The organism is Streptosporangium roseum DSM 43021 (assembly GCF_000024865.1).
GTDB lineage: Bacteria > Actinomycetota > Actinomycetes > Streptosporangiales > Streptosporangiaceae > Streptosporangium > Streptosporangium roseum.
Genome location: NC_013595.1, coordinates 978,781 through 1,003,043, shown reverse-complemented (window position 1 = coordinate 1,003,043; position 24,263 = coordinate 978,781). Strand labels below are relative to the sequence as shown.

The window sequence follows — 24,263 nt, the reverse complement described above, 5'->3', positions numbered from 1 at the left end:
GCTACGACGGCTCGGCCTGTGCCTTCTCCGCCGCCTGGCGCAGGACGTCGGCCATCGCGATGACCCCGGACGGGTCGAAGACGAGCAGGAGTTTCCGCTCCTGCCCGGACTTGCGGTCGGTCGCGGAGACCTGCTGCACGACCACGTGGGTGCTCACCACGCCGTCATCGGTCGGCACGTCCATTGTCGCGACCCCGACATCCACCTGGCGGGCGAACAGTTCCTCGAGTTCAACAGCCATGTCTGCGACGCTACGTGGCGGCTCGGAACGGTACAACTTTCGCCGGTTAACGCCTGCTAATGGGGGATTAAGCATTATTTTTGCGCCAGCGACGATATGACTCCGCCCCGGGGGAGACCGGCTCCCGCCCGATCGCGGCCGCAGGTGTCAGGGCGGAGGCGAGAGGGGAGGGCCGGCCCGAAGGCCCACGGCGACACGTCGGCGCGGCCCTGTATCCAGCCCGCCGCGACGTCCTGGTCCCGCCCCCCGGGGATGCCAAGGCGGCTTTCCCCCTGTGGAGGGAGGGCCGTCACCCTCCGGCGGGAGGCATCGGGCAGGAGACGCTGGAACCGTTGCGGGTATGACGACTTCGCAGGTCAACGAGACGGCACCGCGATCGCGCCGCGCGGCGTGGGCGGCGTACGGCGTGGCGGCGTGGGGCTTCCTGTTCGCCCTGCCGAGTTTCTACTGGGCACTGGGAGGTACGGCCGGCGCCGCCACGACGATCGCCCCGCCTCTGGTCAAGATGGTGGAGGACCGGGTCACCTGGTTCCTCGTGGTCCTGTGGGCCACCGGCGCGCTCAAGGTCGTCGGCGGGGTGGTCGGGCTCGCCCTGCTGCGCCGCTGGGGCACGGGCATGAGCCGGCTCCTGCAACTGGCCGCCTGGGGCGCCGGGGGGCTGCTCCTGTGGCACGGCGGCCTGTTCGTCGTGCAGGGGCTGCTCATGCAGGCCGACAGCGCCGGGATCGCACCGGATCTCCTGCCCGTGATCCGCTGGTACACCTACCTGTGGGGCCCGTGGTTCATGGCGGGCGGGCTCCTGTTCATCACGGCCGCGCTCGTTCACCTGCGCGGCCTGGCCGACCGCCGCGGCGCGGTGATCGCCTGCGCGGTCGGCGGGCTCGGGGCGTTGATCCTGTCGGTGGCGATGCTGCTCCTGGGCATCGGATAGCCGATCGCCCGCACCGGGAAACCCGTCCGCGCTTCGGAGGCCGCTTGACTGGAGCCGCCGCCTTTGGCCGGTATGGCCGTCTGGACCTCTGCCAAGGCAGACAGGGAGCGGTAGCGGAAGCCTCTTCGGCAGGCTCGCGCGAGACAGCGGGACGTGGTCCCGCAACCGGTGCGTCAGTCGTAGTCAGTGCATGTCGCGTACCAGTCGCCGGTCAGATGGTCGGCTGAGGACACGTCGAGATCCTTCACTCGTCCGCTGGGAACATGAGCGAATCCGCACTCGGTGAGCATCCCGCCGGTGTCGGCGACGCCGAGTTGCGTGATTCCCTTCCAGCGTTGCGCCGTGGCGATGGTGAACAGCCCCGCACGCTGGTCCTTGAACGACACACCCTCTTGTTCGGGTAACGACTGCGCGTAGTTGCTGAGAGCGGCCTCGGAGATCAGAAACGCCACCCGCATCGGTAGCGGGGAGTTCGCCAGAACGAGTGTGAGTACCCCGACGAGTGGCGTCGCGATGATCCATGGGCTACGCCTGTAAGCACTGCCCCGTGTCATGAGGAGCGAGATCCATATGAGGCCGGACAAGAGCCATATCGGGGCGGCGACGAGGATCAAAGGAAAGTTGCCGCCAGGATGAGCCGCGGAGAAAAGGGTCAGGACGGCGCTCACAGCAACAGGGCCGAGTATGAGCCCTCGCCGCCACCATTGGCTCTTGCCGAGCGCCTGATCCTGAAGATCCATGGCCGAAGGGTAGCAATCCCCTCAAATCACGGAGACTTTTCCATGCGGCGATGAGCTGCTGACGCCTCGCCGTGGCGGCCGCCCTGGCGGCGGTGATCCGCTGGCCGTAGACGATCGGTGGTAACCCGTCGGCGGCGCTGTTGGCCGTAGACGATCGGCGGTAACCCGTCGGCGGCGCTGTGCCGGCGGCGGACGTCGCGGAAGGCGGAATGGTCAGGCTTCGACCTCAGCCGCCTACGGCCCGCAGGTTCGCACGGCGATCATCCCGGAGTCTGCGGCCCCCTCCGGAGGCGTTCCCAGTCGGCTCTCAGCAGCTCGTATTCCACTGCCCCCTGCTCGGATCCCGGGATCTCCGGCCTGTCGACGTGAAACGAGCGCACGTACTGCAGCCCGGCCTTCTCCATCACCCGCCGCGAGCCGACGTTGACCGCCAGAGCCTCCGCGTAGACGCGACGGGCTCCCAACTCGCCGAAGGCCTTCCGGATCAGCGCCACCGACCCCTCGGTGGCATAACCCTTCCCCCAAGCGACCTTGCGCAACCGGTAGCCCAGCTCAGGCTCGTCCTCGGGCTCACCGTGCTTGGCTCGCAGGAGAAACCACCCGAGGAACTCCGCCGTCGACTTCTCGATCGCGGCGAAGAACCCCTGGTCGCCGGTGTAGCTCAATATGCGGGGAAGGACCTCGCCGACGATCTTCTCTCGTGACGTCGGCTCACCACCGCTCAGGTGGCGCATGACCTCGGGATCGCTGTCAAGCTCCACCAGGTTGTCGGCGTCGTCCTCGGTGATGCGGCGCAACATCAGCCGCTCGGTCTCCCCATAGATCTGCACCGCGTCACCCTATCCGCGCGTGCCGGAGGACCTGATACAGCGGCATCGCTCGCCGCGGGCATCTCGGGGCTCAGGGGATCTTCGGCCTTCGCGCCTGAGCGTCCGAGTGGCGAGCGCGCGCGAGGACGACCCCCAGGCCGCATGCGCGGCGTGCGGCCCGCAAGCTCGGACCGCGTGGGAACGCGGAACGCCGCCATCCTCGGTGCTCATGAGGCAGAGCTCAGCACGGGCGGCACCGTTGCGGGCTTCGCTCCATCGCCATTCGCGCCAGGCGGCATCCCCATGAAGCCGCACCAGGCGGGCGGCATCGGCCGATCAATGCAGGTCGGCACGTCTATGCGATCTACTCTGAACGGCCCTGGACCCCCCTGAACTGCAACCCCGGATGCCGGACGACCGTCACGGCTTCCTCTGACCGGCATCACATCACGACACGCGAGGGCTTGCACGCAGAGTAATTGATCAAGGACTGTCGGTCATGGCATGGTGCTTGAGACCTGATCAACTCTCCTGGGGGCCAATCGTGCTTGCTCGCCGCCTGCTAGCCGTCGCTGTCATCTTCACCGCGGTGGGTGCGGTAACCACCCTGCCCGCCGCCGCCACCTCCTCCGCTCGCCAGCCCGCCGGTCGCACCGCCCTGGCCTGGCCCCCGATGTGCGTCGACATCAGCAACAACCGTGGCAACGGCACCCTGATGTACCAATGGCAGTGCGACAGCAACAACACCAACCAGAGGTTCGTCATCGACAACGGCCTCATCAAGGTGGAAGACACCATCGGCAAGAGCCAGGTGATGTGTCTGGACTCCTCCAACGGCCGCACCAACGGCACCCGGGTCTACCAGTGGCAGTGCCTGGGTAACGCCAACCAGCTCTGGGTCGTCCAGAGAGGCGCGATCATCCTCAAGTCCACCCTCAACTCAGGCAACCCCCTATGCCTGGACGTTACCAACGGCCGCGGCAACAGCACCCAGGTGTACCTGTGGCAGTGCGGCAGCACCAACACCAACCAGAAGTTCGTGATCAACAACGGCCAGATCGCGGTCAAGGACACCCTGTCCTGATCTCTGGTCACACCCGGCACCTTCCCGATGTGCCGCAGGGCATCAGCGTCAGGCAGGACAGCGACCCGGGTCCCCGGTGGGCCGGGGCTGAGACATCCGCTGGGCGGGGGTGTCAAGTCGGTCCGGAGTGACCGCCGACGTGAACGGCGGGATGCGGGCACGACGAGGTGCGCGCCGGTGATTGCTCCGGCGCGCGGAGGCTGGGGCCTGGATGCTGGGGCTGACGCCTGGGGGTTGGGGGCTGAGGCTGGGGGTTGGGGGCTGAGGGCTGAGGGCTGCGACGCCTGATGCAGGTGCTTTTGAGCGAGCTGGGCCCGTGGCCGCCCGCGCGGACGGGGCGCGTGCCGGAGCCGACGATCGCACGTGATCGTCGGCTCCGGGTCCATGAGGGGGCTGGGGAACCACGGGGTTCACCAGGACGCGCCCGCTCAACCGGTCCTGGCTCGTCACCGGGTCCAGCCGGGACACGGCCAGCAGTCGATCATGTTTGTGATCCCGGAATGTGATCCCGGAAGTGGATCTGGGCGTCTCCGCGGCATCGCCGGTTCAGCGATGCCGCGGCGTGGCGGGTTTCTGCGTGACATACAGGCGGATCACTCCCTTCGCCAGCTCATCCGCCTGCCAGACGGACCAGTCGTTGCCCACCGGGGTGTTCTGCTTGGTGGGGTACATCACGTAGAGCATGTCCGGATCGCGCAGCTTGTCGGGAGCGGGCTCGGTGACCAGGTAGGTGACTTTGAGGCCGCGCTTGTCGATCTCCGGCATGACCTCGCCCACGGTCTTGCCCTCCACCTGGTACCCGCCCAGCGACGTCGCCTTCCCCCAGGGCGGAGGCGTCCTCGCCAGGTAGTGCGGCCGGTCGTCGGGGACCAGCTCGCAGGGCGCCACCGGGTCCCGCATGAGGATCGTGCTGGTGCCGTTCCATCCGTTGACGGGATCGACATACAGGGTCCAGACGAAGGTCTGGCCGGGCTCGAACAGCTTGGTGTTGATCTGCATCTGCCAGGCCCCGGGGTCGCCGGGGATGTTCCTGGGCGCGTGGTAGAGCCCCCCGGGGATGTCCGTCACGATGGCGCCGCGCGGCTCCTTGCATTTCTGGCCCGCCGGGATGTAGTCCACGATGGCGGGCACGTTGAGGCTCTGGAGCTGCCTGGTCAGCCCCTTCACGTCCGGGTCGCCGCCGGGTACGGTGCCACGCACGGTGACGTACACGATGCCGTCGGAGTCCTTGGTGACGGCGTAGGCGGGGGCGGCCCCGCCTACGGACGAGGCCGTGACCACGCTCGCCACGGCGGCGACCGCCACCCCTGCCGCCACGGCCAGGACGATCCGGCGGCGTGGCCGTCCGACCCGCTCGGCCGCCGCCCGCGCCGCCACATGCTCCTTCAGCTCGGCCAGCCGGCGCTCTTCGAAACCGGCGAGAGATCCGTTCATGACGATCCTTCCAAGATGGTCTCCGGGCGGTTGCCGGACTCGGTCATGAGCCGGCGGCGCGCGCGATGCAGCCGCACCCGGGCGGTGGCGACGCGGATGCGCAGGGCCGCGGCGGCGTCGGTGACGGACAGGCCGTCGATGTCCACCAGCTCGGCCACGGCCCTCAGGCTCTTGGGCAGCCGCGCGATGGCCGACAGAAGCGGGCGGGCGGCCCGTTCGGCGTCGATGCGTTCCTCCAGACGCGCGATGTCGTCGCTGTCCAGGGGGCGGCGCCCCGCGGCCCTGCCGCTCTTGTGCAGTTCCCTGGCCGCTCTGCGCAGCTCGGACGCCACCACGTTGCGCGCGATGCCGAACAACCACGCCTCCTGGCTGCCCCGGTCGGGCCGGTAGGTGTCCGCCGTGTCGATGGCGGCCAGGAAGACCTCGGTGGTGAGGTCGTCCACCGTGTGCGGATCGGTCATCCGGCGGGCCACGAAGCGGCTCACGCGTTCGGTGTGTCTTCGGTAGAAGACCTCGAACGCCTCGGGATCTCGCATCGTCTGCCGGAGATCCTCCGGTGGAATGTCTGCCATCCACTGCGCCTTCCGCTAGCTCGGGGGTTTCCCCTTCTTGGCGAGCAGAGGGGCGGGACATTACATCCCGCTCGGACTCGCCTCCTCGCCGTACCAGCCCCACGCGTAGGAGACAGCGGCGAAACAGACCCCGTCGAGGATCAGCCGGTGTGGTTCAGGCCGCTGCGGACTGCCGCGGTGATGCGGGGAACGCTCCGGCGACCTGGACGGGGAACGCTCCGAGCTGCCACCGCTCTGGTCGGGATCGGCGGCGGCGGCAAGCTCCCGGACGACTCCCCCGGATCTCGGCAGCCCGTTCAGCGGGGCACGGGAAAGGAAGATCGAAAATGTGGGTGGCACGCGGCCGCCGGAAGGCCCAGGAACGACGAAGGCCCAGGTCAAGGGATCATCTCCCTGGTCTGGGCCTCTGCACTGCGAGCCGACAATCTGCACTGCGAGCCGACAAGGGGAATCGAACCCCTGACCCGCGGTTTACAAGTTTTCGGCTCCCCTGCTCCGTGACCTGCTGCCGCCCGGTTCAGGGGCGGTTCCGCCCTGCCCGTGAGTCCCCGTGATTCCCCCTCGTTCCCCGCCCCTACCGGTACGCGAACGACACGGCCAGCACGCCCCCACCTCCGCATGTGATGCTCGGTGGGCCGGTACGGAGACATCCGATCGGATCAGGGAACGCGCCCACACCGTCATCAGGAACGAAGTCCCGGACCGTCGATCACCCCCGGCCACCTTCGGAGATCAGCCGCCATCAGGCGATCGTGAGAGGCCGGCCTGGAACAGCCCACCCTCGCCACGCATACCGGGATCATGCCGTACGAAAGACCCCCAGACGCAGGCGGGCTGTCCCGGATCGCGTCACTCCTCGCCGGAGAACCGCCCCCACGCGGACTGGCGGGTGATCCCGAGAGCTTCCCCGAGCCTGGCCCAGGTGACGCCGCGCCGGCGCAGTTCCTGCGCCCATGAGCGCAGGTCAGCCTCGGCCTGGTCGATGTGCGCGGCGACGCGCGGAATGTGGCTCAGCATCTCCTCGTCAGTCAGCGACTCCCATACGGGCACGCGCGATCCCGCGGAGCTTTCGGGGCTCCCGTCGATGATCGATGCGGACAGAGCCACACACTCGTTGCAGATGTACACCCCAGGGCCGGCGACCAGCTTGTCGACCTCGGTGGCCGGCTTGCCACAGAAGGAGCATCGAGCGAGTCCGGTCAGGGTGTCAGGCAGTGTCACAGCACACTCCTAAGTTGTCAGGGTGTCCCTGACACCATAGGTCGTCAGGGACACCCTGACAACTCGTATGTGCGTTGCACCGGGCTGACAACACCCCGGCAGCAGGGCGATGAAGAGTGAATCCCGGTCCGGTGGCGGTGCGGCCCCGTGCGGCCGGTCGGGTGGGTACGGCGGGCGAGCGGCACGGCGGGCGGCCCGATTTCCGCCGCCGTTCGGGACCGGCGCCCGCGCCGCGCGCCCGGACGGCGGACGGGTGGGTGGAGGGCCGTGCGGCGGCGCCTTGATACCTGCAAGAACAATTCGGCAGGCTACTCGCTACGTCCGGTGTCGCGACTCGCTTGATGCTTGGCGTTTCGGCTTCGGATGACGCTTGACACGACCTGGACGATCTCTCTGCTCGGTATGCGCTTTCTCTTTGATCCCGGTGACCCCCTGGATGGTGGTTCCGGTCACCGACTTGAGGGGCTCCTGCTCGTCGTGGACGGCGATGCGGGTGTCGTCGATGGCCACGGTGACGATCAGTCGGACGAGTGCGCGCTTGGAGCGCGCCCCCGAATCGGAAACAGCCCTCCGGATGGATGCCCAATAGTTTTCTGTTTCATTCGCTCAGCAGGAAGGCGCGGTGGGCATGTCTCCTGAACGCGTCCATAGGATCTGCATGGAGATCGGGCAGGTAGTGAAAGCCGCCGCCCCGGACGGCCGGCGATACGCCGATGCCCCCGCTGCCAGGTCAGGAGCAAGATGCTTCATCTGCGACGAGCCCGTGATGCATGATCAAGTTGGAATGGGCTCATTGTCTGTGTGGCAGTAATCGATCCGGCCTCACGGGCGATCAGCACTCCTGCCGCGGTGTCCCACGGATTGCTGCTGATCATGATGTTGGTGTCGATCTTGCCTTCGGCTACCCAGGCGAGGTCGACCGCGGCTGATCCGAACATCCGCACCCGTTGCACTCGGGCGGCAATCTCACGGGTGAGGGACAGGCGAAGGCGGTTCTCCGTCTCCGCGCCGATGCCGACGGCGTAGTCACCGATGGCGACCACGGCCGAACCGAGGTCGCCGGTATCACTCGCCTGGATCTCCCGGCCGGAGGCTGCTCCGCTCCCACATCGAGATGAACACGATGCAACTGATGATCATTAGTTGGGCGGCAGTCGATGCGCTCGCGCCCTGTTGAGCATGCGTTGGCCAGACTATCCCGATGAACCGTGGCCGGCCACGCTCCCCGACGGTCCCGGGCCCATTGGTGACATGCTCCCTGGGTCGGCCAGAGGCGGGCGTGGTTCGCTGTCACTGCCGTCTGGCCAGGGGTGCGCCGGTTGCCGCGGCGTTCTGATGGCTCGGGTGAAGCGGGCGCCCCACTCCTGGACATGCGCGGCGAACTCCGGCGGCCCCAGCACGTCGAACTCGGCACCGATATTGCCCAGCGCCTGGGTCGGCCAGTCGAGGGAGGTCGAGGTCATGGTGAGCCGGCAGGTGTCGTGGTCGAGCGGCTCGACAGTGCCCCACTGACCGACCGCCTGCCGTACCCGGGTCGCGGGGGCGTGGACGAGCGCCTCGACCTGGTACGGGGCCGGGGCGCCGCTCGCTGCCTGGACGAAGGCCGCGGCGTCCTCGGCCGGGAGCGGACGCGGCCGGAAGCGCGTGCCGGTCGCGGCCGGTTCGATCAACCTGTCGAGGCGGAAGCTGCGCCAGTCGTGCCGGGTCAGGTCGTAGGCGACCAGGTACCAGCGTCCACCGAGTGCGACGACGCGGTACGGCTCGACCTCGCGGTCGGTGGACGCGGCGCCCCTGGCCGTGTAGCCGAACCGCAGCCGCTCCTGGTCCCGGCAGGCCTGGGCGACCACGGTGAGCACCCCCGCCGCGACAACCGGCCCGGACGCGGCGACGGAGAGGGTCATCGCCCGCAGGGCGTCCACCCTGGCCCGCAGCCGGGGCGGCAGGACCCGGACCACCTTGGTGAGCGCGCGCAGCGACGCCTCCTGCATCCCGGCGATCCCGCTCTGTGCCGCGTCGCCGATGCCCACCGCGAGGGCCACCGCCTCCTCGTCGTCCAGCAGCAGCGGCGGCAGGACGGCGCCGGACGCGAGCTGGTAGCCGCCGTCCGTGCCCCGGGCCGCGCTGACCGGGTAGCCGAGCTCACGCAGCCGGTCAACGTCGCGGCGGAGGGTCCGCTCGGACACTCCCAGCCGGTCGGCCAATTCCATGCCGGGCCAGTGGCGGTGGGTCTGCAGCAGCGAGAGCAGTCTGAGGGTCCGTGAGCTGGTGTTCGCCATACCGTCATCCTCACCCGACTTCCGGTCAAAAAGTGACCGGAAGCCTCTTTAGAGTCGATCTCGAAGGCCGTACCGACCTAAGGACCAAGAAATGATCACCCGTGAGATCCGGCTGGCCGCGCAGATCGCCGGCGCACCGGCACTCGACAACTTCACCGTCGCCACAACCGAGGTGGACGGCGAGGTTCTGGTGCGAACCGATCAGGTAGGACTCGCCGCGACCTACCTGGAGCTGATGCGCGCCGACTGCACCATCCCGGTACCGGCCTGGCAGCCGGGCCGGCGGGTGGGCGTGGCCGCCATCGGCACCGTCGTCCGGTCCGACAGCCCCGAGCTCGCGGTTGGCGACCTGGTCCAGTCGATGACCGGCTGGAGCGAGTACTCGGCGGGCCCAGCCGCCCAGTACATCAAGCTTGATCCCGTCGCGGACCCCGGCTACTACCTCGGTCAGGGGCCGACGGCCTACTACGGGATGGCCGACGTGGCGGCCGTCGGCGAGGGCGACGTGGTGTTCGTCTCCGGCGCGGCGGGCGGGGTCGGCTCGCTGGCCGGGCAGATCGCCAAGTGCCTGGGCGCGGCGCGGGTGATCGGCAGCGCCGGCAGCCCGGCCAAGGTCGACTATCTGGTGAACGAGCTCGGCTACGACGCCGCGTTCGACTATCACGACGGCTCGGCGGCCGACCGGCTCCGGGAACTCGCGCCCGAGGGCATCTCGGTGTTCTTCGACGTCGTGGGCGGCGAGCAGTATCAGGCCGCGCTGCAGGCGGCCAGGCCCGGCGCCCGCTTCGCGCTGTGCGGCTCGCTGTCCAGCCAGCTCGGCGATGCGGCGGAGCGCTTCCCCAAGCCCGATCACGCCGCGGCCCAGGCCCGGAACGTCGAGCTGCTGCCGTTCTCCTGCTACCACACCCCCGACCAGGTCGCCGCCTGGCGGGAACACTTCAGCACCTGGCTGGGTGAGGGCCGCTTCGTCTACCCGCAGACGGTCATCAAGGGCGGGATCGAGGACGTGCCGCAGGCGTTCTTGTCCCTGCTCCAGGGGTCCTACCGGGGCAATGTCTCGGTGTGGCTGTCGTGACAACCCTCTCCGGCAGGGCCCTGAACCGGGCCCTGCTAGATCGCCAGTTCCTGCTGGCCCGTACCGATCGCACCCCGCTGGAGGTGATCGGGCGCCTGGTCGCACTGCAGGCGCAAGAGCCCAACTGGCCCTACGTCGGGCTGTGGAGCAGGATCCACGGCTTCACCCACTCCCAGCTCACCACACTGCTGCAGGATCGGAAGGTGGTCCGCTCCGGCCTGCTCCGCAGCACCCAGCACCTCGCCGTAGCCGACGACTTCCGCCGGCTGCGGCCGCTGCTGCAATCCGTACTCGATCGCACTGCCGGCTCGCCCCACTTCGCCCGTAACAGCACCGGCCTGGACGCGGCGTCCTTGGTGGCCGAAGGACTCGATCTGCTCGGGGGAGGAACACTGACGCGCAAGGAACTGGCCCGGCGGCTGGCCCGACGCCACCCCGGCATCGACGGGCGAATCCTGGCCGGAGAGTTCGAGCTACGCACCCCGCTCGTCCATGACGTGGCCACCGGCGCGTGGGGCTCCTGGGGCAACCGGTCGAAAGTCTCGGTCACCCCCGCCGAGGCCTGGCTGGGGCGCCCGATGGCAACGGCCGCCACGCCGGCAACCACAACGGATCTGGCCAAGAAGCTGATCCGCCGCTATCTGGCGGGCTTCGGCCCGGCCGGGGTGAAGGACGTCCAGGCCTGGTGCGGGCTGACCCGCCTGAACGAAGTCGTCGCGCAGATGCGCACCGAACTACGCCGCTACTCCGGCCCCGACGGTGGGGAACTGATCGATCTGGCCGACGCGGAACTGCCCGACCCCGACACCCCCGCCCCGGTACGGCTGCTGCCCGCCTTCGACAACGCCCTGCTCGGCCATGCCGACCGGACCCGCGTCATCAGCGACCAGGACCGCAAACGCGTGATGCCCGGCCAGGCACAGGTACGGCCCACCTTCCTCGTGGACGGTCACGTGCACGGAAGCTGGTCCCTCGAAGGCGACACCCTGCGCCTCATTCCGTTCCGCCCGCTGTCCGCGACCGATCGGGCGGCCCTGGAGCAGGAGACGGAGCGCCTGCTGCCGTTCGTGGGAGGCAAGAACGTGTCCTGCGGCAGTCTGAGGCGTCACGGGGGGGCTGAGGCCGAGTGAAAGTCACCTGGACATCGGCAGATATGTCTTCGAACCATTCCACAGACCAGTGTCCAGCCGAACACCGCTTTCCAGCTCGATCACCGCCAGACACGTGCCCTCGATGCACATCTCGGGGTCGTCCTCCCAAGTGTCGTAGACAACAGCGAAAAGCTCTGCATAGGGAGTCAACGGGCCGAGATGGTCCGTCCAGGCAGTGAAAGGAATCCAACCAGGATCCGGGAAATCGAGTTGCCCGTCGCTGTCGCCGTAGCGCACATACATGGTGGTGTTGCCTTCGATGTCTCCGGCCAGATACCAGTGCCGGAAACCTTCGCCACCGAGTCGATCCGTCACCTCCCTACCGTCGTCGTAAGGGTTGTTCGACCATGTGACGATGCCCGTACCGATCTGTTGAAGGGCGAGGTCATCCGGCTGAGCCTCTCCTGGAGCACGAATTGCGGCAGCATCGAAGCCAAGCCGGCACACCGCGTCCTCGACGGTCAGAACGCCGTAGTCGGGGATCGTCACCGTGTAAGCGACGCTCTCCCACGTCATCAAGTCGGTCAACTCTGCGTAACGCGCGACGATCTCGCCGAACACGGGATACAACCTTCCCCAGATGGATCAACGTCGACAATCTATGGGACGAGGGCAGCTGAGCCTCGCCTCGGCGTGACCCGACGGACCGATGGCGATCATCTGGAGCCGGACTGCCCCCGCCGGAGGCGAACGTCGTGAGCTGCGGGGCAGGTGGGGGGCACGCCTCTCGGTTCTGATCGTTGCCTTGGCGGTATTCCTGAGAAGCGCAGAGACGGGAGTGCCGCAGGTGGAGACCACTTGCGCGGACATCGCTTGGCTGGTCGAGGAGGACGACAACGCCCATCGCCCGACGATAGATGGAGCGCTACTGCTCGCGGCTCGGCTGACCGGCGTCATCCCGACACACGACGTCTTGAGCAGGCCCCTGATGGGCGGTGTTGTTGATTCACGTGCCTGATGCGGCATCGGCGGCCGGGCGTTCGTGAAGCCGGAGGGCAGGGGAAAGCGGACGGTGTTGATCCCGCCGGCCCCAACCCGCTGCTGACAGCTCCCCTCCCCCCGGCAGGCATCCCATCACGAGATCCGGGAGTCTGCCCAGGTCACCATGGGTGGGCGGCCAGGGACTCGGCCCCTGAACCTACGGATCAAAAGATCGACCTCGGGCCGTTCCGGACGGTTCAATGCAGGTCAGAGGACATGCATGGTCCATCCTGAACGGCTTTGGACGCCCCTGTGGCGATCGTCGTGCCGCATCCGGGTGGCGGCGTGACCATGAGCCGGCTGCGAGGTCGGGTGGCTTGGTCTGCGAAAACAGGAGGTGGCAGTCAGAAGGCCCATGTCAGGATGGTCGCTTTGCATCCGATGTGAAAGGAACTGAGTGACCATGCCTAGCGCCATCACTTTGATCCGTTCCGCTTCTCTGTCCGACGTCGCCCAGTACGCTTACGCGGCCACGGCGCCTGCCGAGTCACGACTCATCTTCCTCGCCGGAGCGTGTCCCCTGAACGAGGACGGCTCGACGGCAGCGATTGGGGACTACGCGGGCCAAGCAGCGAAAGCCATCGAGAACATGCAGGCGGCTCTCACTGCCTCTGGCGCATCGTTGCAGGACGTCATCAGCACAAGGGTTCTCGTCGCATCCACCCGGCAGGAGGATCTGGTGGCTGCCTGGGAGGTGGTCCGGGACTCGTTTGGCGAGCATGACGTACCGAGCACCTTGATGGGAGTCACCGTGCTTGGTTATTACGACCAGCTCGTTGAGATCGAAGCCATCGCCGCCGTACTTGATTCCTGAGCGGTGAGCGTCCACCTGGCGCATACGGGCACGGCTAGGAGACCTGTGCGAACGCACACGCCTCTCCCGCCTGGGCACTCCTCCACGCGGGTGGCCCTGATCTACCAGCACGTCGGCCAGGACCGGGACAAGGCCACCGCTCAGGCGCTCGGACAGGCATTCAGAAAGGCCCGGGACAACGGGCACGGGAAGCCACCGGGCACGCAGCGGGCACGGAAGATCATAAAGTTCCACTGAACAGCAAAAGGCCAGGTCACCGGGTATCGGTTGACCTGGCCTTTCATCTGCGAGCCGACGAGGGGAATCGAACCCCTGACCTACAGTTTACAAGACTGTTGCTCTGCCGATTGAGCTACGTCGGCATGGTCGCCTGACGAGTGTAGTCGGCTTATGCCCCGGACGTCACCGAGCCGAGGGGACGAGTCGGAAAGATCGGGGCGGATTCTGTGGATCCTCGATCGCGGCGAGGATCCACAGAGGGTGCTCAGCGGCGGCGGTGGCGGGCTACCTCGTAGAGGGCCACGCCGGCGGCGACGCCCGCGTTCAGGGACTCGGCCGCGGCGTTCATGGGAATGCGGACGACCAAGTCGCAGGATTCGCGGACGAGACGGGACAGTCCCTTGCCCTCCGAACCCACGACGACGACCAGCGGGCCGTCGAGGAGGTTGGCGTCGCCGATGTCGACCGTGCTCTCGCCGTCCAGGCCGATCACGAACAGGCCGGCCTCGCGGTATTCGCGCAGGGTCGCGGTCAGGTTGGCCGCGCGGGCGACCGTCAGGTGGGCCAGCGTGCCGGCGGAGGTCTTCCAGGCGCCTCCCGTCACTCCGGCCGAGCGACGGGAGGGGATGACCATCCCGTGGGCGCCGAAGGCGGTGGCCGAACGCGCGATGGCGCCGAGGTTGCGCGGGTCGGTGACGCTGTCGAGGGCCACGATCAGCGGCACCTCGGCGGCGTCCTGGGCGATGCCGATCAGGTCCTCGGGGTGCGCGTATTCGTACGGCGGGATCTGCAGGGCCATGCCCTGGTGGATCGCCCCCTCGGTGAGGCGGTCCAGCTTCTCCTTGCCGACCTCCAGCATCGCGATGCCATGGTCGGCGGCGATCCGGACGGACTCCTTGACCCGGTCGTCGTTGTCGATGCGCAGGGCGATGTAGAGCGTGCTCGCCGGCACACCGGCCCGCAGCGCCTCAAGGACGGGGTTGCGGCCGCCGATGTATTCCGGGGCGTCCTCGCTCCGCCTGCCACGGACCGGGGTGCGCGGGGAGGAGGGCCTGCCGGTCCTGTCCTCGCGCTCGATCCGCTCGGTGCGCGCCTTGTCCTTGTGCCAGTGCCGCATGTGCGCCGGCGGGGTCGCCCCCTTGCCCTCCAGGCCACGGCGGACGTTGCCGCCCGTGCCCTTGGTCGGACTCTTCTTCTTCGCGGGTCGCCCGGACCCCTTACCCCCACCAGCCATGCTGTCTAGAGTACGGCCTGCTTTTACCGCGACAGTTCCCAACGAGGACCTTGGGGGGTGTCCTCCACGAGGATCCCGGCTCCGGCGAGTTGGTCGCGGATGCCGTCGGCCGCCGCGAAGTCCTTGCGGCCCCGGGCCGCCTGACGCTGCTCCAGAGCCACGCTGACCAGCGCGTCCACGGTGGAACGCAGGCCCGTGTCGCCACCCGAGGAGCGCCACTGCTCCGAGCGGGGGTCCAGTCCGAGCACGTCGAGCATGTTCTGCGTCTCGGCCAGCAATCTGGCGACCTGCTCCTTGTTCCCCTGCGCCAGCGCGACGTTGCCCTCACGGACCACCTCGTGGACCACGGCGAGCGCCTGCGGGGTGCCCAGGTCGTCGTCGAGCGCGTCGGCGAACGCCTGGGGCAGCGGCGCGTGGGCGTCCACGTCGTGGATGACCTCGGCCGCCCGGGTGACGAAGCCCTCGATGCGCTGGTAGGCCGAGGCGGCCTCGGCCAGCGCCTCCTCGGAGTAGTCGATCGACGAGCGGTAGTGCGGGGCCGCGAGGTAGTAGCGGAGCTCGACCGGACGGACCTTCTTGGTCACCTCGGGGATCAGCAGGGAGTTGCCGAGCGACTTGCTCATCTTCTCCGCGCCGATCTTGAGCATGCCGTTGTGCATCCAGTAGCGCGCGAAGCCGTCACCGGCGGCCTGCGACTGGGTCAGCTCGTTCTCGTGGTGCGGGAAGATCAGGTCGACGCCGCCGCCGTGGATGTCGAAGGTCGGCCCGAGGTATTTCGTCGCCATGGCGGAGCACTCCAGGTGCCAGCCGGGACGGCCACGGCCCCACGGGGTCGGCCACGTCGGCTCGCCGGGCTTCTCGCCCTTCCACAGCGCGAAGTCACGCGGGTCCCGCTTGCACGAGTCGGTGTCGGTGTCACCGGCGGCCCGCATGTTCTCAAGCCTCTGGTTGGACAGCGAGCCGTACCGATCGGCGTAGGACATGACGTCGAAGTAGACGTCGCCGCTGGAGGCGTAGGCGTGGCCGGCGGCGATCAGCCGCTCCATCAGCTCGATCATCTCGGGCACGTGGCCGGTGGCCCTCGGCTCGACGGTCGGCGGCAGGCAGCCGAGCACCTCGTAGGCCCAGGTGAAGGCACGCTGGTTGCGCTCGGCGATGACGAACCACGGCACGCCCTCGTCCGCCGCGACCCGAATGATCTTGTCGTCGATGTCGGTGACGTTCCGGCAGAAGGTCACCTCGTAACCCGAACGGACCATCCAGCGGCGCAGCACGTCGAAGTTGACGCCGGAGCGGATATGCCCGATATGCGGGGGAGCCTGCACGGTTGCACCACACAGGTAGATCGACGCCCGGCCGGGTTCGACCGGAACGAATTCACGGACCGTACGTACGCTGGTGTCGTATAGGTGCAGGCTCACGAAGGAAAGGCTAACGCCTTACCTCACCTCACAAGCCGGGTTACGAGACGTTGAAGTTGCCCAGGGGTGTCTTTTGTAGTCATTAACGGCGAATGCCGCCCGTACCCGTTGAACGATCAGTCGGTCATGAAGGCCCGTGGGAAATCATCCGCGCAGGTAGACCCGCTCGGGGATGACGCGCACGATCAGCCGCTCCGCTCCGGCGTGCGCCTCCACCCAGGACTTACCCGTGTATTTGTGCGACAGCTCGTCGATGAGCGCCCCGGTCGGATCCTCGGTCACGGTGACCTTCCCCCTCACCTCCGCGTAACGATAGGGGTTGACGTGGTCGACCACCACGATCGCCGTCCGCGGGTCACGCGCGAAGTTGAGGTCCTTGCGCCGCCCCCTGACCGTGGAGAAGACGACGTCGTCCCCGTCGGTCTTCGCCCAGACCACGCTGGCCTGCGGGCTGCCGTCGGCGTTCAGGCTCGTCACGGTGGCGAAGTTCGCCCCGTCGAACAGCGCGCGCACGTCTGCGGTCAGTTCTGCCATGTCTCTCCTCGTTCCTGCTTCACTCCATCGATCATGTCAGGTGCGATTCTGTAGGCTCGAAGCGCCATGGACGTCAAATCCCCCGCGGCGGCAGACTCGATCTCCCGCCCCTCCCCGACCGTGCCCCCACTCGCCGAGCCGAGCCGGGCCGCCGTCGCCCTGCGCCGCGCCGGGATCGCCGTCACCGGAGTCGGTGTGGCCGCGCTCGCCGCCGCCGCGTGCGTGCTCTCCTTCGACGACCTGCGTGTCCTCGCCATCGCCGGCGAGGCCGACCAGAGGCTCGCCTATCTCTATCCGGCCGCCTTCGACGCGCTGCTCGCCATCGCGATGATCGGCGTGCTGCTGCTGCGGGGCGGGCGGTGGCCGGTCCGCCTGCAGGCGGGAGTGGTCCTGACGCTGCTGTTCGCCGCCGCGGCCGCGGCCGAGGTGACCACGGCCACGCGGGCCACGGTGGACGCGCGCCAGGCCGCCGTTGTCGTGGCCGTCGCCCCGTGGGTGATGCTGCTCCTCGCCCTGTGGCTCTGGCTCCTGCTGATCAAGCACGCCGCCGCCCGGCGGGCCGCCGCCGACGCGAGACCGGCGGGCCACGGCCGCGACATCGTGCCGTTCCCGGACGCCGACCTGGCGACCGCGGAACACCCGGCCCGGCCGGGCCACCCCGTTCACCCCGTCCACCATCCCGTGGCCGAGGTCGTGCTCGACCCGCAGGCCGCCCCTCCGCTGGAGTCCGCCCCGCACCACGACCTCCCGGCCGGCGTGCCGGTGGTCGGCCCCACCCCGGCTCCGGAGACACCCGAGATCGGCGAGCTCCCGGAGCCCGCCACCGTCCCCGGACCGGCGCCCGAGCCCTACCTCGAACCGGTTCCCGCGCCGGAGAAGCCCGTGCGCTGGGGCGACCTGGTCCGGCCACGCCAGGGAGACCTGCTCGTCCACCCGCCCCGCGCCGCCGTACGGGAGCCCGAGCCCGAGAGCCGGGTCAGCGAGCGGGTGGAGACCTGGGACGCGGGCGCGGAACCACCGCGGGAGCGGGAGACCGAGGTCGGCGACCGCGACGCCGACACCCAGCCGCTCCGGGCGATGCCCGGGGGGCCGTCCCCGGACCCGGCGCACGGCGCCGAGGCGGCCGACCGTGCGGAGAGCGCCACGGAGGCGACCTCCGGGCCGCACGAGGCCTCCGGGCCGCCCGAGGAGGGTGCCGAGGAGGAGGCCCGGAACGCGCCCCTCAGGGAGGACCTCGCGGAGGAGGCCCACCCCGAGACGCACCGGGAGGATCTCACGGAGGCGTCCTCCGGACCGCGTGAGGAGGGGGCCCGGATCGAGGTGGGCGAAAAGGACGAGAAGGCCGCGGCCCCGCCCTCCGGGCGCATGCGCAGCACGCCCACGCCGCCGGAAGAATGAAACCGCCCCCGACGTGATCCGGGGCGCCGGGCGTGACGGCGTCCTGGGTGACCGCCGCCGGCACCCGCTCGGCCGGCCGCGGATGCCGTCGGCCGGTACGGCGGGGCGTCGAGCGTGGACGGTGTCCGGCGCGCCGATCGTGCGGCCGACGGGCCGGCTCCGAGGCCTGGGAGGAGCCGACCCGGTCCTCGGGCCGTGTCGGCGGCCGGACGTGTCTGCCGGGATCGGCTACGTGGCCGGCGTCCCGTCCGCCCCGCCGTACCCGCCGGGCGCTGGGCGGCGGGGTCGTCACCGACCGCCGCTCCCTACCCGGTGTTGGACCGGCCCGCAGCTTATTCGCTCACACATCGGTGAGCGGCGCCCCGCTGCGGACCGGCGATCTGCTCACCTCCGGGCCCGTGTCAGGATCGGCCGGAGGCCGGTTCGGCGTGTTTCCCGAACCGGCCCGGAACGGCCGAGACCCGCTCGGTGTGCCTGACGGAACCGAGCAGGTCTTCATGGAGGACGGGGACATCATGTGCGTCACCGCGTCCGCCTCCGGACCGGAGGGTGTCCAGTCGAGCCTCGGCGAGGTCGTCGGGATGATGCACCCCGCTGTCTAGACCCTGGACCGCTTCAGGCCGGCGACCAGGCCGACACCGATGACGGCCAGGACGACCTGCATGACGAGCTCGATCCAGTCGATGCCATTGGTGGTCGCGACACCGAGAACCTGGGCGATCGCGGTGCCGATGAGAGCGGCGACGATACCGACCACGATGGTCAGGATCCATCCGATCGCCTGCCTACCGGGAAGCAGGAGACGACCGATGGCGCCGATGACGGCACCGATGATGATGGCCCCGATGATGGACTCGATAGTCATATCTACCTCCCAGTGAAGTGAGGTGAGCCCTTCACTCTCACAGGGAGGTGGCTACCCCCTACGTCAGGGATATTCCTGGGAATGACAAAATTTCGGTTCAGCGCGCCTTTCCGGCACGCATCTGAACGACCAGCAGCACCCCGAGGACGGCGAGCGCGAGCTGGAGGATGTGCTCCCACCAGTCGATTCCCCGCGTGTTCGCGATACCGAGCAGGGCCGCGATGAGCGTGCCGACGAGAGCGGCGACGATACCGACGATGAGCGTCAGCCCTATCGAGAGATTCTGGCGTCCGGGAATGATGAGCCGTGCCAGTGCTCCGATGATGGCCCCGATGACGATCGCGGAGACAATCGATCCAATCATGCCTTGCTCCCCCCGGTGACGAGACATGGTCATTAGGGAGCTACCCAGGTCATTCATAGATCATTCGAAAAAAAGGGGTGGCCCGTACCGCGCCAGGAAACGGGCCACCGCCTCGAATGTATCGGCGGGCATTCCGCGCCGCCCGCCGGAACGCTTTCGCGTTCCGTATTAGGAGACGCCTGAAACCGCCGGCAGGTTCACCACGATCGCGGTCGCCACGGCCGCCACGCCCTCGCCACGCCCGGTGAGCCCCAGGCCGTCGGTCGTGGTGGCGCTGATGCTCACGGGCGCGCCCACGGCCGCGCTGAGCGCCTTCTCGGCCTCGGTACGGCGGGGCGCCAGCTTCGGCCGGTTACCGATCACCTGGACGGCCACGTTGCCGATCTCGAAGCCGGCGGCGCGCACCTTCCTGGCGGCCTCCTCCAGCAGGGTGACGCCGGAGGCCCCTGCCCAGCGGGGATCGGACGTGCCGAACAGGCCACCGAGATCGCCGAGACCCGCCGCGGACAGCAGCGCGTCACAGGCGGCGTGGGCGGCGGCGTCACCGTCGGAGTGCCCGTCAAGGCCGGTCTCACCCGGCCAGTGCAGACCCGCGAGGTGCAGCTCGCGCCCGGATGCGAACGGGTGGACGTCGACTCCGACGCCCACCCGTGGAAATGTCGTGTTCAGGAGTTGAGAACCTCGTCGAGCAGGGCCTCGGCCTTGTCCTCGTTGGTCTTCTCGGCGAGCGCAAGCTCGCTGACCAGGATCTGCCGGGCCTTGGCCAGCATTCGCTTCTCTCCTGCGGAGAGTCCGCGCTCCTTGTCTCGTCGCCACAGGTCGCGAACGACCTCGGCCACCTTGTTGACGTCACCGGACGCCAGCTTCTCGAGGTTGGCCTTGTAGCGGCGGGACCAGTTCGTGGGCTCTTCGGTGTGAGGCATGCGAAGCACGTCGAAAACGCGCTCAAGGCCCTCTTGACCGACGACATCGCGAACACCCACGAGTTCTGCGTTGTCAGCCGGCACCTGGACGGTAAGGTCGCCCTTGTCGACCTTGAGAACCAGGTAGGTCCTTTCCTCACCCTTGATGGTTCGGGTCGTGATTGCCTCGATCCGAGCAGCCCCGTGGTGGGGGTAGACGACAGTGTCGCCGACCTGGAAAGTCATGTGACAAGTACCCCTTCCGCTGTACTCAAGAGTACCACGTATCCACAGCCTCCCGGAACAGTGAAATCACCATAACTGCAGGTCAAAGCGGCATATTAAGGCTTGACAAGGGCTCGACTCTATGAATCAAGGGTGAGAAAAACGTCTATGACCTGCACTCCCCGCCTCCCGACGATCAGGTGGGGCGCCGGAAAACCCGGCAAAGCTCACGGATAGGGTTGGGCTCCGCCCTACATCCTGTGTGACAAGGAGAACTCGCACCGTGACCCGCAACAGCCGTCACTGGGCGATCGCCGCCGCCGCGTTCCTCGCAGCCGCCCCGGTCCTGACCGGCTGTGGTGCCGGATTCGACGCGATTACCAGCCAGCCTTACTCCCCGACCGAGGCGACCACCGCCAAGGTGCGGGGGATCGACATCTCCCAGGCCTTCTTCCTGGGCCCGGACTCCGGCGCGACGCTCCCGTCGGGAGGGGCCACGCCGCTCTACCTGTCCCTCGTGAACACCGGACAGGGGCCCGACAGGCTCCTCGGCCTCGGCGTCGACCCGGCCCTCGGCACCGCGAAGGTCACCGCGCCGGTCGACCTCCCCGTCCAGCAGCGGGTGAGCGTCGGCAAGCCCACGCCCACGGTCCTGATCGAAGGGCTCAAGAAGCCCCTCGCGGGCGGCGAGAGCATCACCGTGCAGCTGCAGTTCGCCAACGCGGGCATCGTCCCCCTCACGATTCCGGTCATCACCCGCAGCCGTGAGTTCACCCAGTTCCCGCAGGCTCCGGGCGCCACCGCGGCTCCCACGCCGACGCCCACGCCCTCCGCCACGGCGGAGCACGCCGAGGGCGACCACTAGCGGACGCCGAAGGGGGGTGTACGGCCCGCGGGCCGTACACCCCCCTTCTCGCGCGCGGCACGCGCTCCTTCGCGCGGGGCGGGCCCATCGGCCCCACGCGCCCGAGCGGGGGCGGGCCGTACCGGCGGGATCTCCGTGCCCATGAGACCTCCGTACCGGCGGGATCTCCGTACCGGCGGCCTTCGCGCGGGGCGGGGCCGCCGGACGCCTCTCAGTCCTCCGCGGGGTCGAACTTGTAGCCCAGCCCGCGGACGGTGAGGATGCAGCGCGGGTTGGACGGGTCGGACTCGACCTTGGCGCGCAGCCGCTTGACGTGCACGTCCAGGGTCTTGGTGTCACCCACGTAGTCGGCACCCCAGACACGGTCGATGAGCTGTCCGCGGGTGAGGACCCGGCCGGCGTTGCGCAGCAGGACCTCCAGCAGCTCGAACTCCTTCAGGGGGAGCTGCACCTGCTGACCGCGGACCGCGACGATGTGCCGGTCCACGTCCATCCGGACCGGTCCGGCGGCCAGCACGGCCGACTCCAGCTCCTCCACGTCGCCCTGGCGGCGCAGCACCGCGCGGATGCGGGCCACCAGCTCCCTTGAGGAGAAGGGCTTGGTCACGTAGTCGTCCGCGCCGAGCTCCAGCCCGACGACCTTGTCGATCTCGCTGTCCTTGGCGGTGAGCATGATCACCGGGACGTTGGAGCGCTGGCGGAGGGAGCGGCAGACCTCGGTGCCGGGCAGGCCGGGCAACATCAGGTCGAGCAGCACCAGATCGGCGCCGTTACGGTCGAAAGTGTCCAACGCCTCGGGGCCGGTGGCCGCGACCGCGACCTCGAAACCCTCCTTGCGCAGCATGTACGACAGGGCGTCGGAGAACGACTCCTCGTCCTCGACAACAAGCACGCGAGTCACTGCGCGGCCTCCTGGGGGATGGTGGTGCTACCGGGTACAGCCACCGCCATGCCGCCGAAGGCGGGCAGGCGGAGGGTGAAGGTGGAGCCTGAGCCTTCCTTGCTCCACACCGTCACCGCGCCGTTGTGGGCGGCGGCGACGTGTTTGACGATGGCCAGGCCGAGGCCCGTGCCACCGGTCGCGCGCGAGCGGGCGGCGTCGACGCGGAAGAAGCGCTCGAAGATCCGCTCCTGCGCGCTCTCGGGGATGCCGATCCCCTGGTCGCTCACGCTGATCTCGACGGACTCGGTGTGGGCGCCCGCCGCGCGCGCGCTGACCACGACCCGGGTGTGCTCGGGGCTGTAGGCGACCGCGTTGTCGATGAGGTTGCGCAGCGCGGTGACGAGGAGCTCGTCGTCACCCCAGACCTGCAGGCCCTCGGCGCCGCCGGCGACGAGGGTGATGTCCTTGGCCGCCGCCGTGGTGTTGCAGCGGTCGATGGCCTCGTGCACGGCCTCGTCGATCGGGACGGGGCCGGGGGTGGGGATGGGCTCGGCTCCCTGGATCCTGGAGAGGGTGATGAGGTCCTGGACCAGGTAGGTGAGGCGGGCGGCCTCGTGTTGCATGCGCCCGGCGAAGCGGGTGACCGCCTCGGGATCGTCGGCGGCGTCCTGGATGGTCTCCGCCAGCAGCGACAGCGCGCCCACCGGCGTCTTGAGCTCGTGGCTCACGTTGGCGACGAAGTCACGGCGCACCGCCTCCACGCGCCGGTGCTCGGTCTGGTCCTCGGCGAGCACCAGCACCTGGCCGTGCGATCCCAGCGGGGCGACCCTGACCGCGAAGTTGGTCGACTCCTGGCCGAACTTGTGCCCGGCCACCTCGATCTCGCTCTCACGGATCTCACCGTCCCTGCGCACCTGCCTGGCCAGCGCGAGCAACTCGGCCGCCATCAGGTGGTCCCCCCGGACCAGACCGAACGCCCGCGCGGCCGAACTGGCCCGCAGCACCCGGTCCTCCTTGTCGAGCACGACCGCCGAGGACGGCAGTACGGCCAGCACCGAGGCGACCCCGTGGGGCAGGGCGCCGGGCTCGACGTCGTCCACCGGCGTCATCATCCGTCGCTGTCCCACGTTCTGGCGGACGACCATCACGGCCAGCGCTCCCACGACGAAACCGGCCAGCGCGGCCAGGCTCGCCATCAGCTCACTCACGTGGTCCTCCTGTCGGGTTCACGCCTTGATGGTAGGCGTGAGTTTCGCCGTTCAGGCAGCTCATGAGGGCACGACCATCGCCTTTCCCGCAAAGTTCACTTTACGGTCGAGGTTCGTTCACTGTCGCGCGCGTACGTTGAGGGCCATGCGCGACGCCTATCACGAAGAACTCGATGCCCTCACCGACCGGCTGGTCGAGATGACCCGCCTCGTGAGGTCGGCGATCTCCAGAGCCACCACCGCCCTGCTCGACTCCGACCTCCAGCTCGCGGAGAGCGTCATCTCCCATGACGAGGAGGTCGACCGGATCTTCGCGGAGATCGAGGCGTCGATCTTCGACCTGATGGCCAGGCAGCAGCCGGTGGCCGTGGACCTCCGCACGATCGTCGTGGCCCTGCGGATGGGCACCGACCTGGAGCGGATGGGCGACCTGGCCGAGCACGTGGCCAAGGTCGCCCGGCTGCGCCACCCGGACTCGGCGATCCCCCCGGAGATCCGCTCCACCATCCTGGAGATGGGCCAGATCGCCGAGCGCCTGATCACCAAGACGGGGAGCTGCATCGCCTCGCGCGACGTGGAGTCGGCCCTGGAGCTGGAGGCGGACGACGACGCGATGGACAGGCTGCACCGCAGGCTGTTCAAGATCCTGATGGCCGACGACTGGAAGTACGGCGTCGAACCGGCCATCGACGTGACGCTGATCGGCCGCTACTACGAGCGCTACGCCGACCACGCGGTCCGCGTCGCCCAGGACGTGGTCTACCTGGTCACCGGCTCCCGCACGCAGGACGCCGACCTCCGGTAGGCCCGCAGGCC

29 protein-coding genes and 1 tRNA gene are annotated in these 24,263 nt (G+C 68.8%); 10 read left to right on the top strand and 20 right to left on the bottom strand.

Features of this window, described 5'->3' with window-relative positions; genetic code table 11:
- Nucleotide 1: 1 nt before the first annotated feature.
- Nucleotides 2–241 (bottom strand): hypothetical protein, encoded by a 240-nt coding sequence (locus tag SROS_RS04710; RefSeq protein ID WP_012887733.1) that lies wholly within the window; start codon nucleotides 239–241, stop codon nucleotides 2–4.
- A 340-nt stretch (nucleotides 242–581) separates the two neighbouring features.
- Here SROS_RS04710 and SROS_RS04705 point away from each other — a divergent pair, with 340 nt between their 5' ends.
- Nucleotides 582–1,172, top strand: a complete 591-nt coding sequence (locus SROS_RS04705; protein ID WP_012887732.1) for a DUF3995 domain-containing protein — start codon at nucleotides 582–584, stop codon at nucleotides 1,170–1,172.
- Between the two features lie 173 nt (nucleotides 1,173–1,345).
- Here the strand turns inward: SROS_RS04705 and SROS_RS04700 are convergent, their stop codons facing one another.
- On the bottom strand, nucleotides 1,346–1,912 hold the full coding sequence (locus SROS_RS04700) for a hypothetical protein (RefSeq protein WP_043651342.1): 567 nt from the start codon (nucleotides 1,910–1,912) through the stop codon (nucleotides 1,346–1,348).
- A gap of 260 nt (nucleotides 1,913–2,172) precedes the next feature.
- Nucleotides 2,173–2,742, bottom strand: coding sequence for a GNAT family N-acetyltransferase (locus tag SROS_RS04695; protein WP_012887730.1), 570 nt, complete (start codon nucleotides 2,740–2,742; stop codon nucleotides 2,173–2,175).
- 568 nt (nucleotides 2,743–3,310) lie between these two features.
- On the opposite strand from SROS_RS04695, the gene SROS_RS04690 reads away from it, so the two are divergent.
- Entirely contained in the window at nucleotides 3,311–3,805 is a 495-nt protein-coding gene (locus SROS_RS04690) for an RICIN domain-containing protein (RefSeq protein WP_148268957.1), read from the top strand.
- Nucleotides 3,806–4,351: 546 nt separating this feature from the next.
- Here the strand turns inward: SROS_RS04690 and SROS_RS45685 are convergent.
- The 6 genes from SROS_RS45685 to SROS_RS04670 form a co-directional block, all read right to left on the bottom strand.
- Nucleotides 4,352–5,239 carry a hypothetical protein gene (locus SROS_RS45685; protein WP_012887728.1) on the bottom strand — a complete coding sequence of 296 codons (888 nt, stop codon included), beginning with the start codon at nucleotides 5,237–5,239 and terminating at the stop codon, nucleotides 4,352–4,354.
- Nucleotides 5,236–5,811, bottom strand: a complete 576-nt coding sequence (locus SROS_RS04680; protein WP_012887727.1) for an RNA polymerase sigma factor — start codon at nucleotides 5,809–5,811, stop codon at nucleotides 5,236–5,238. The genes SROS_RS45685 and SROS_RS04680 overlap by 4 nt, the downstream gene beginning before the upstream one ends.
- Nucleotides 5,812–6,660: 849 nt before the next feature.
- The gene (locus tag SROS_RS54370) at nucleotides 6,661–7,032 is read right to left on the bottom strand and encodes a ClpX C4-type zinc finger protein (protein WP_012887726.1); all 372 of its coding nucleotides are present in this window, start codon (nucleotides 7,030–7,032) and stop codon (nucleotides 6,661–6,663) included.
- Between the two features lie 315 nt (nucleotides 7,033–7,347).
- Nucleotides 7,348–7,542: a hypothetical protein gene (locus SROS_RS49260; protein WP_148268956.1), complete on the bottom strand. Its 195-nt coding sequence runs from the start codon at nucleotides 7,540–7,542 to the stop codon at nucleotides 7,348–7,350.
- A gap of 236 nt (nucleotides 7,543–7,778) precedes the next feature.
- Nucleotides 7,779–8,075, bottom strand: coding sequence for an inositol monophosphatase family protein (locus SROS_RS47175; protein WP_081453035.1), 297 nt, complete (start codon nucleotides 8,073–8,075; stop codon nucleotides 7,779–7,781).
- A gap of 150 nt (nucleotides 8,076–8,225) precedes the next feature.
- Nucleotides 8,226–9,308, bottom strand: coding sequence for a helix-turn-helix transcriptional regulator (locus tag SROS_RS04670; RefSeq protein ID WP_012887725.1), 1,083 nt, complete (start codon nucleotides 9,306–9,308; stop codon nucleotides 8,226–8,228).
- A 91-nt stretch (nucleotides 9,309–9,399) separates the two neighbouring features.
- Here SROS_RS04670 and SROS_RS04665 point away from each other — a divergent pair, with 91 nt between their 5' ends.
- Both SROS_RS04665 and SROS_RS04660 read left to right on the top strand, forming a co-directional pair.
- Nucleotides 9,400–10,383: an MDR family NADP-dependent oxidoreductase gene (locus SROS_RS04665; RefSeq protein ID WP_012887724.1), complete on the top strand. Its 984-nt coding sequence runs from the start codon at nucleotides 9,400–9,402 to the stop codon at nucleotides 10,381–10,383.
- Nucleotides 10,371–11,513, top strand: coding sequence for a winged helix DNA-binding domain-containing protein (locus SROS_RS04660; RefSeq protein ID WP_218919813.1), 1,143 nt, complete (start codon nucleotides 10,371–10,373; stop codon nucleotides 11,511–11,513). Before SROS_RS04665 ends, SROS_RS04660 begins: the two co-directional genes overlap by 13 nt.
- A 3-nt stretch (nucleotides 11,514–11,516) precedes the next feature.
- On the opposite strand, the gene SROS_RS04655 is transcribed toward SROS_RS04660, so the two are convergent.
- Complete coding sequence (locus SROS_RS04655; RefSeq protein ID WP_012887722.1) at nucleotides 11,517–12,095, bottom strand: hypothetical protein; 579 nt, start codon at nucleotides 12,093–12,095, stop codon at nucleotides 11,517–11,519.
- Nucleotides 12,096–12,183: 88 nt separating this feature from the next.
- On the opposite strand from SROS_RS04655, the gene SROS_RS04650 reads away from it, so the two are divergent.
- A complete protein-coding gene (locus tag SROS_RS04650) occupies nucleotides 12,184–12,492 on the top strand; it encodes a hypothetical protein (protein WP_043651333.1) in 309 nt (102 codons plus the stop codon).
- 426 nt (nucleotides 12,493–12,918) lie between these two features.
- Nucleotides 12,919–13,329 carry a RidA family protein gene (locus SROS_RS04645; RefSeq protein WP_012887721.1) on the top strand — a complete coding sequence of 137 codons (411 nt, stop codon included), beginning with the start codon at nucleotides 12,919–12,921 and terminating at the stop codon, nucleotides 13,327–13,329.
- A gap of 289 nt (nucleotides 13,330–13,618) precedes the next feature.
- On the opposite strand, the gene SROS_RS04640 is transcribed toward SROS_RS04645, so the two are convergent.
- From SROS_RS04640 to SROS_RS04625, 4 genes are all read right to left on the bottom strand, one after another.
- Nucleotides 13,619–13,691 (bottom strand) — tRNA-Thr (locus SROS_RS04640).
- 122 nt (nucleotides 13,692–13,813) lie between these two features.
- Nucleotides 13,814–14,782, bottom strand: coding sequence for a 23S rRNA (guanosine(2251)-2'-O)-methyltransferase RlmB (gene rlmB / locus SROS_RS04635; RefSeq protein ID WP_012887720.1), 969 nt, complete (start codon nucleotides 14,780–14,782; stop codon nucleotides 13,814–13,816).
- Nucleotides 14,783–14,805: 23 nt separating this feature from the next.
- On the bottom strand, nucleotides 14,806–16,203 hold the full coding sequence (cysS, locus tag SROS_RS04630; RefSeq protein ID WP_012887719.1) for a cysteine--tRNA ligase: 1,398 nt from the start codon (nucleotides 16,201–16,203) through the stop codon (nucleotides 14,806–14,808).
- 144 nt (nucleotides 16,204–16,347) lie between these two features.
- Entirely contained in the window at nucleotides 16,348–16,737 is a 390-nt protein-coding gene (locus SROS_RS04625; RefSeq protein WP_012887718.1) for a PPOX class F420-dependent oxidoreductase, read from the bottom strand.
- A gap of 66 nt (nucleotides 16,738–16,803) precedes the next feature.
- On the opposite strand from SROS_RS04625, the gene SROS_RS04620 reads away from it, so the two are divergent.
- Together SROS_RS04620 and SROS_RS53725 are read left to right on the top strand one after the other, a co-directional pair.
- The gene (locus SROS_RS04620; RefSeq protein WP_012887717.1) at nucleotides 16,804–18,135 is read left to right on the top strand and encodes a DUF2637 domain-containing protein; all 1,332 of its coding nucleotides are present in this window, start codon (nucleotides 16,804–16,806) and stop codon (nucleotides 18,133–18,135) included.
- Nucleotides 18,136–18,605: 470 nt separating this feature from the next.
- Complete coding sequence (locus SROS_RS53725) at nucleotides 18,606–18,737, top strand: hypothetical protein (RefSeq protein WP_281047997.1); 132 nt, start codon at nucleotides 18,606–18,608, stop codon at nucleotides 18,735–18,737.
- Here the strand turns inward: SROS_RS53725 and SROS_RS04610 are convergent.
- The 4 genes from SROS_RS04610 to SROS_RS04595 form a co-directional block, all read right to left on the bottom strand.
- Nucleotides 18,734–19,000, bottom strand: a complete 267-nt coding sequence (locus SROS_RS04610; RefSeq protein ID WP_012887716.1) for a GlsB/YeaQ/YmgE family stress response membrane protein — start codon at nucleotides 18,998–19,000, stop codon at nucleotides 18,734–18,736. The two genes, SROS_RS53725 and SROS_RS04610, sit on opposite strands and share 4 nt — an antisense overlap.
- A 97-nt stretch (nucleotides 19,001–19,097) precedes the next feature.
- Nucleotides 19,098–19,364: a GlsB/YeaQ/YmgE family stress response membrane protein gene (locus tag SROS_RS04605; protein ID WP_012887715.1), complete on the bottom strand. Its 267-nt coding sequence runs from the start codon at nucleotides 19,362–19,364 to the stop codon at nucleotides 19,098–19,100.
- Between the two features lie 168 nt (nucleotides 19,365–19,532).
- Nucleotides 19,533–20,012 (bottom strand): 2-C-methyl-D-erythritol 2,4-cyclodiphosphate synthase, encoded by a 480-nt coding sequence (gene ispF, locus SROS_RS04600; protein ID WP_012887714.1) that lies wholly within the window; start codon nucleotides 20,010–20,012, stop codon nucleotides 19,533–19,535.
- Nucleotides 20,013–20,029: 17 nt separating this feature from the next.
- The gene (locus SROS_RS04595; protein WP_012887713.1) at nucleotides 20,030–20,512 is read right to left on the bottom strand and encodes a CarD family transcriptional regulator; all 483 of its coding nucleotides are present in this window, start codon (nucleotides 20,510–20,512) and stop codon (nucleotides 20,030–20,032) included.
- 262 nt (nucleotides 20,513–20,774) lie between these two features.
- Here SROS_RS04595 and SROS_RS04590 point away from each other — a divergent pair, with 262 nt between their 5' ends.
- A complete protein-coding gene (locus SROS_RS04590; protein WP_012887712.1) occupies nucleotides 20,775–21,356 on the top strand; it encodes a copper chaperone PCu(A)C domain-containing protein in 582 nt (193 codons plus the stop codon).
- Between the two features lie 211 nt (nucleotides 21,357–21,567).
- Here the strand turns inward: SROS_RS04590 and SROS_RS04585 are convergent, their stop codons facing one another.
- Nucleotides 21,568–22,257 (bottom strand): response regulator transcription factor, encoded by a 690-nt coding sequence (locus SROS_RS04585; protein ID WP_012887711.1) that lies wholly within the window; start codon nucleotides 22,255–22,257, stop codon nucleotides 21,568–21,570.
- A complete protein-coding gene (locus SROS_RS04580) occupies nucleotides 22,254–23,435 on the bottom strand; it encodes a sensor histidine kinase (RefSeq protein ID WP_043654728.1) in 1,182 nt (393 codons plus the stop codon). Before SROS_RS04580 ends, SROS_RS04585 begins: the two co-directional genes overlap by 4 nt.
- Nucleotides 23,436–23,592: 157 nt before the next feature.
- On the opposite strand from SROS_RS04580, the gene phoU reads away from it, so the two are divergent.
- On the top strand, nucleotides 23,593–24,252 hold the full coding sequence (phoU, locus tag SROS_RS04575) for a phosphate signaling complex protein PhoU (RefSeq protein ID WP_012887709.1): 660 nt from the start codon (nucleotides 23,593–23,595) through the stop codon (nucleotides 24,250–24,252).
- Nucleotides 24,253–24,263: the final 11 nt, after the last annotated feature.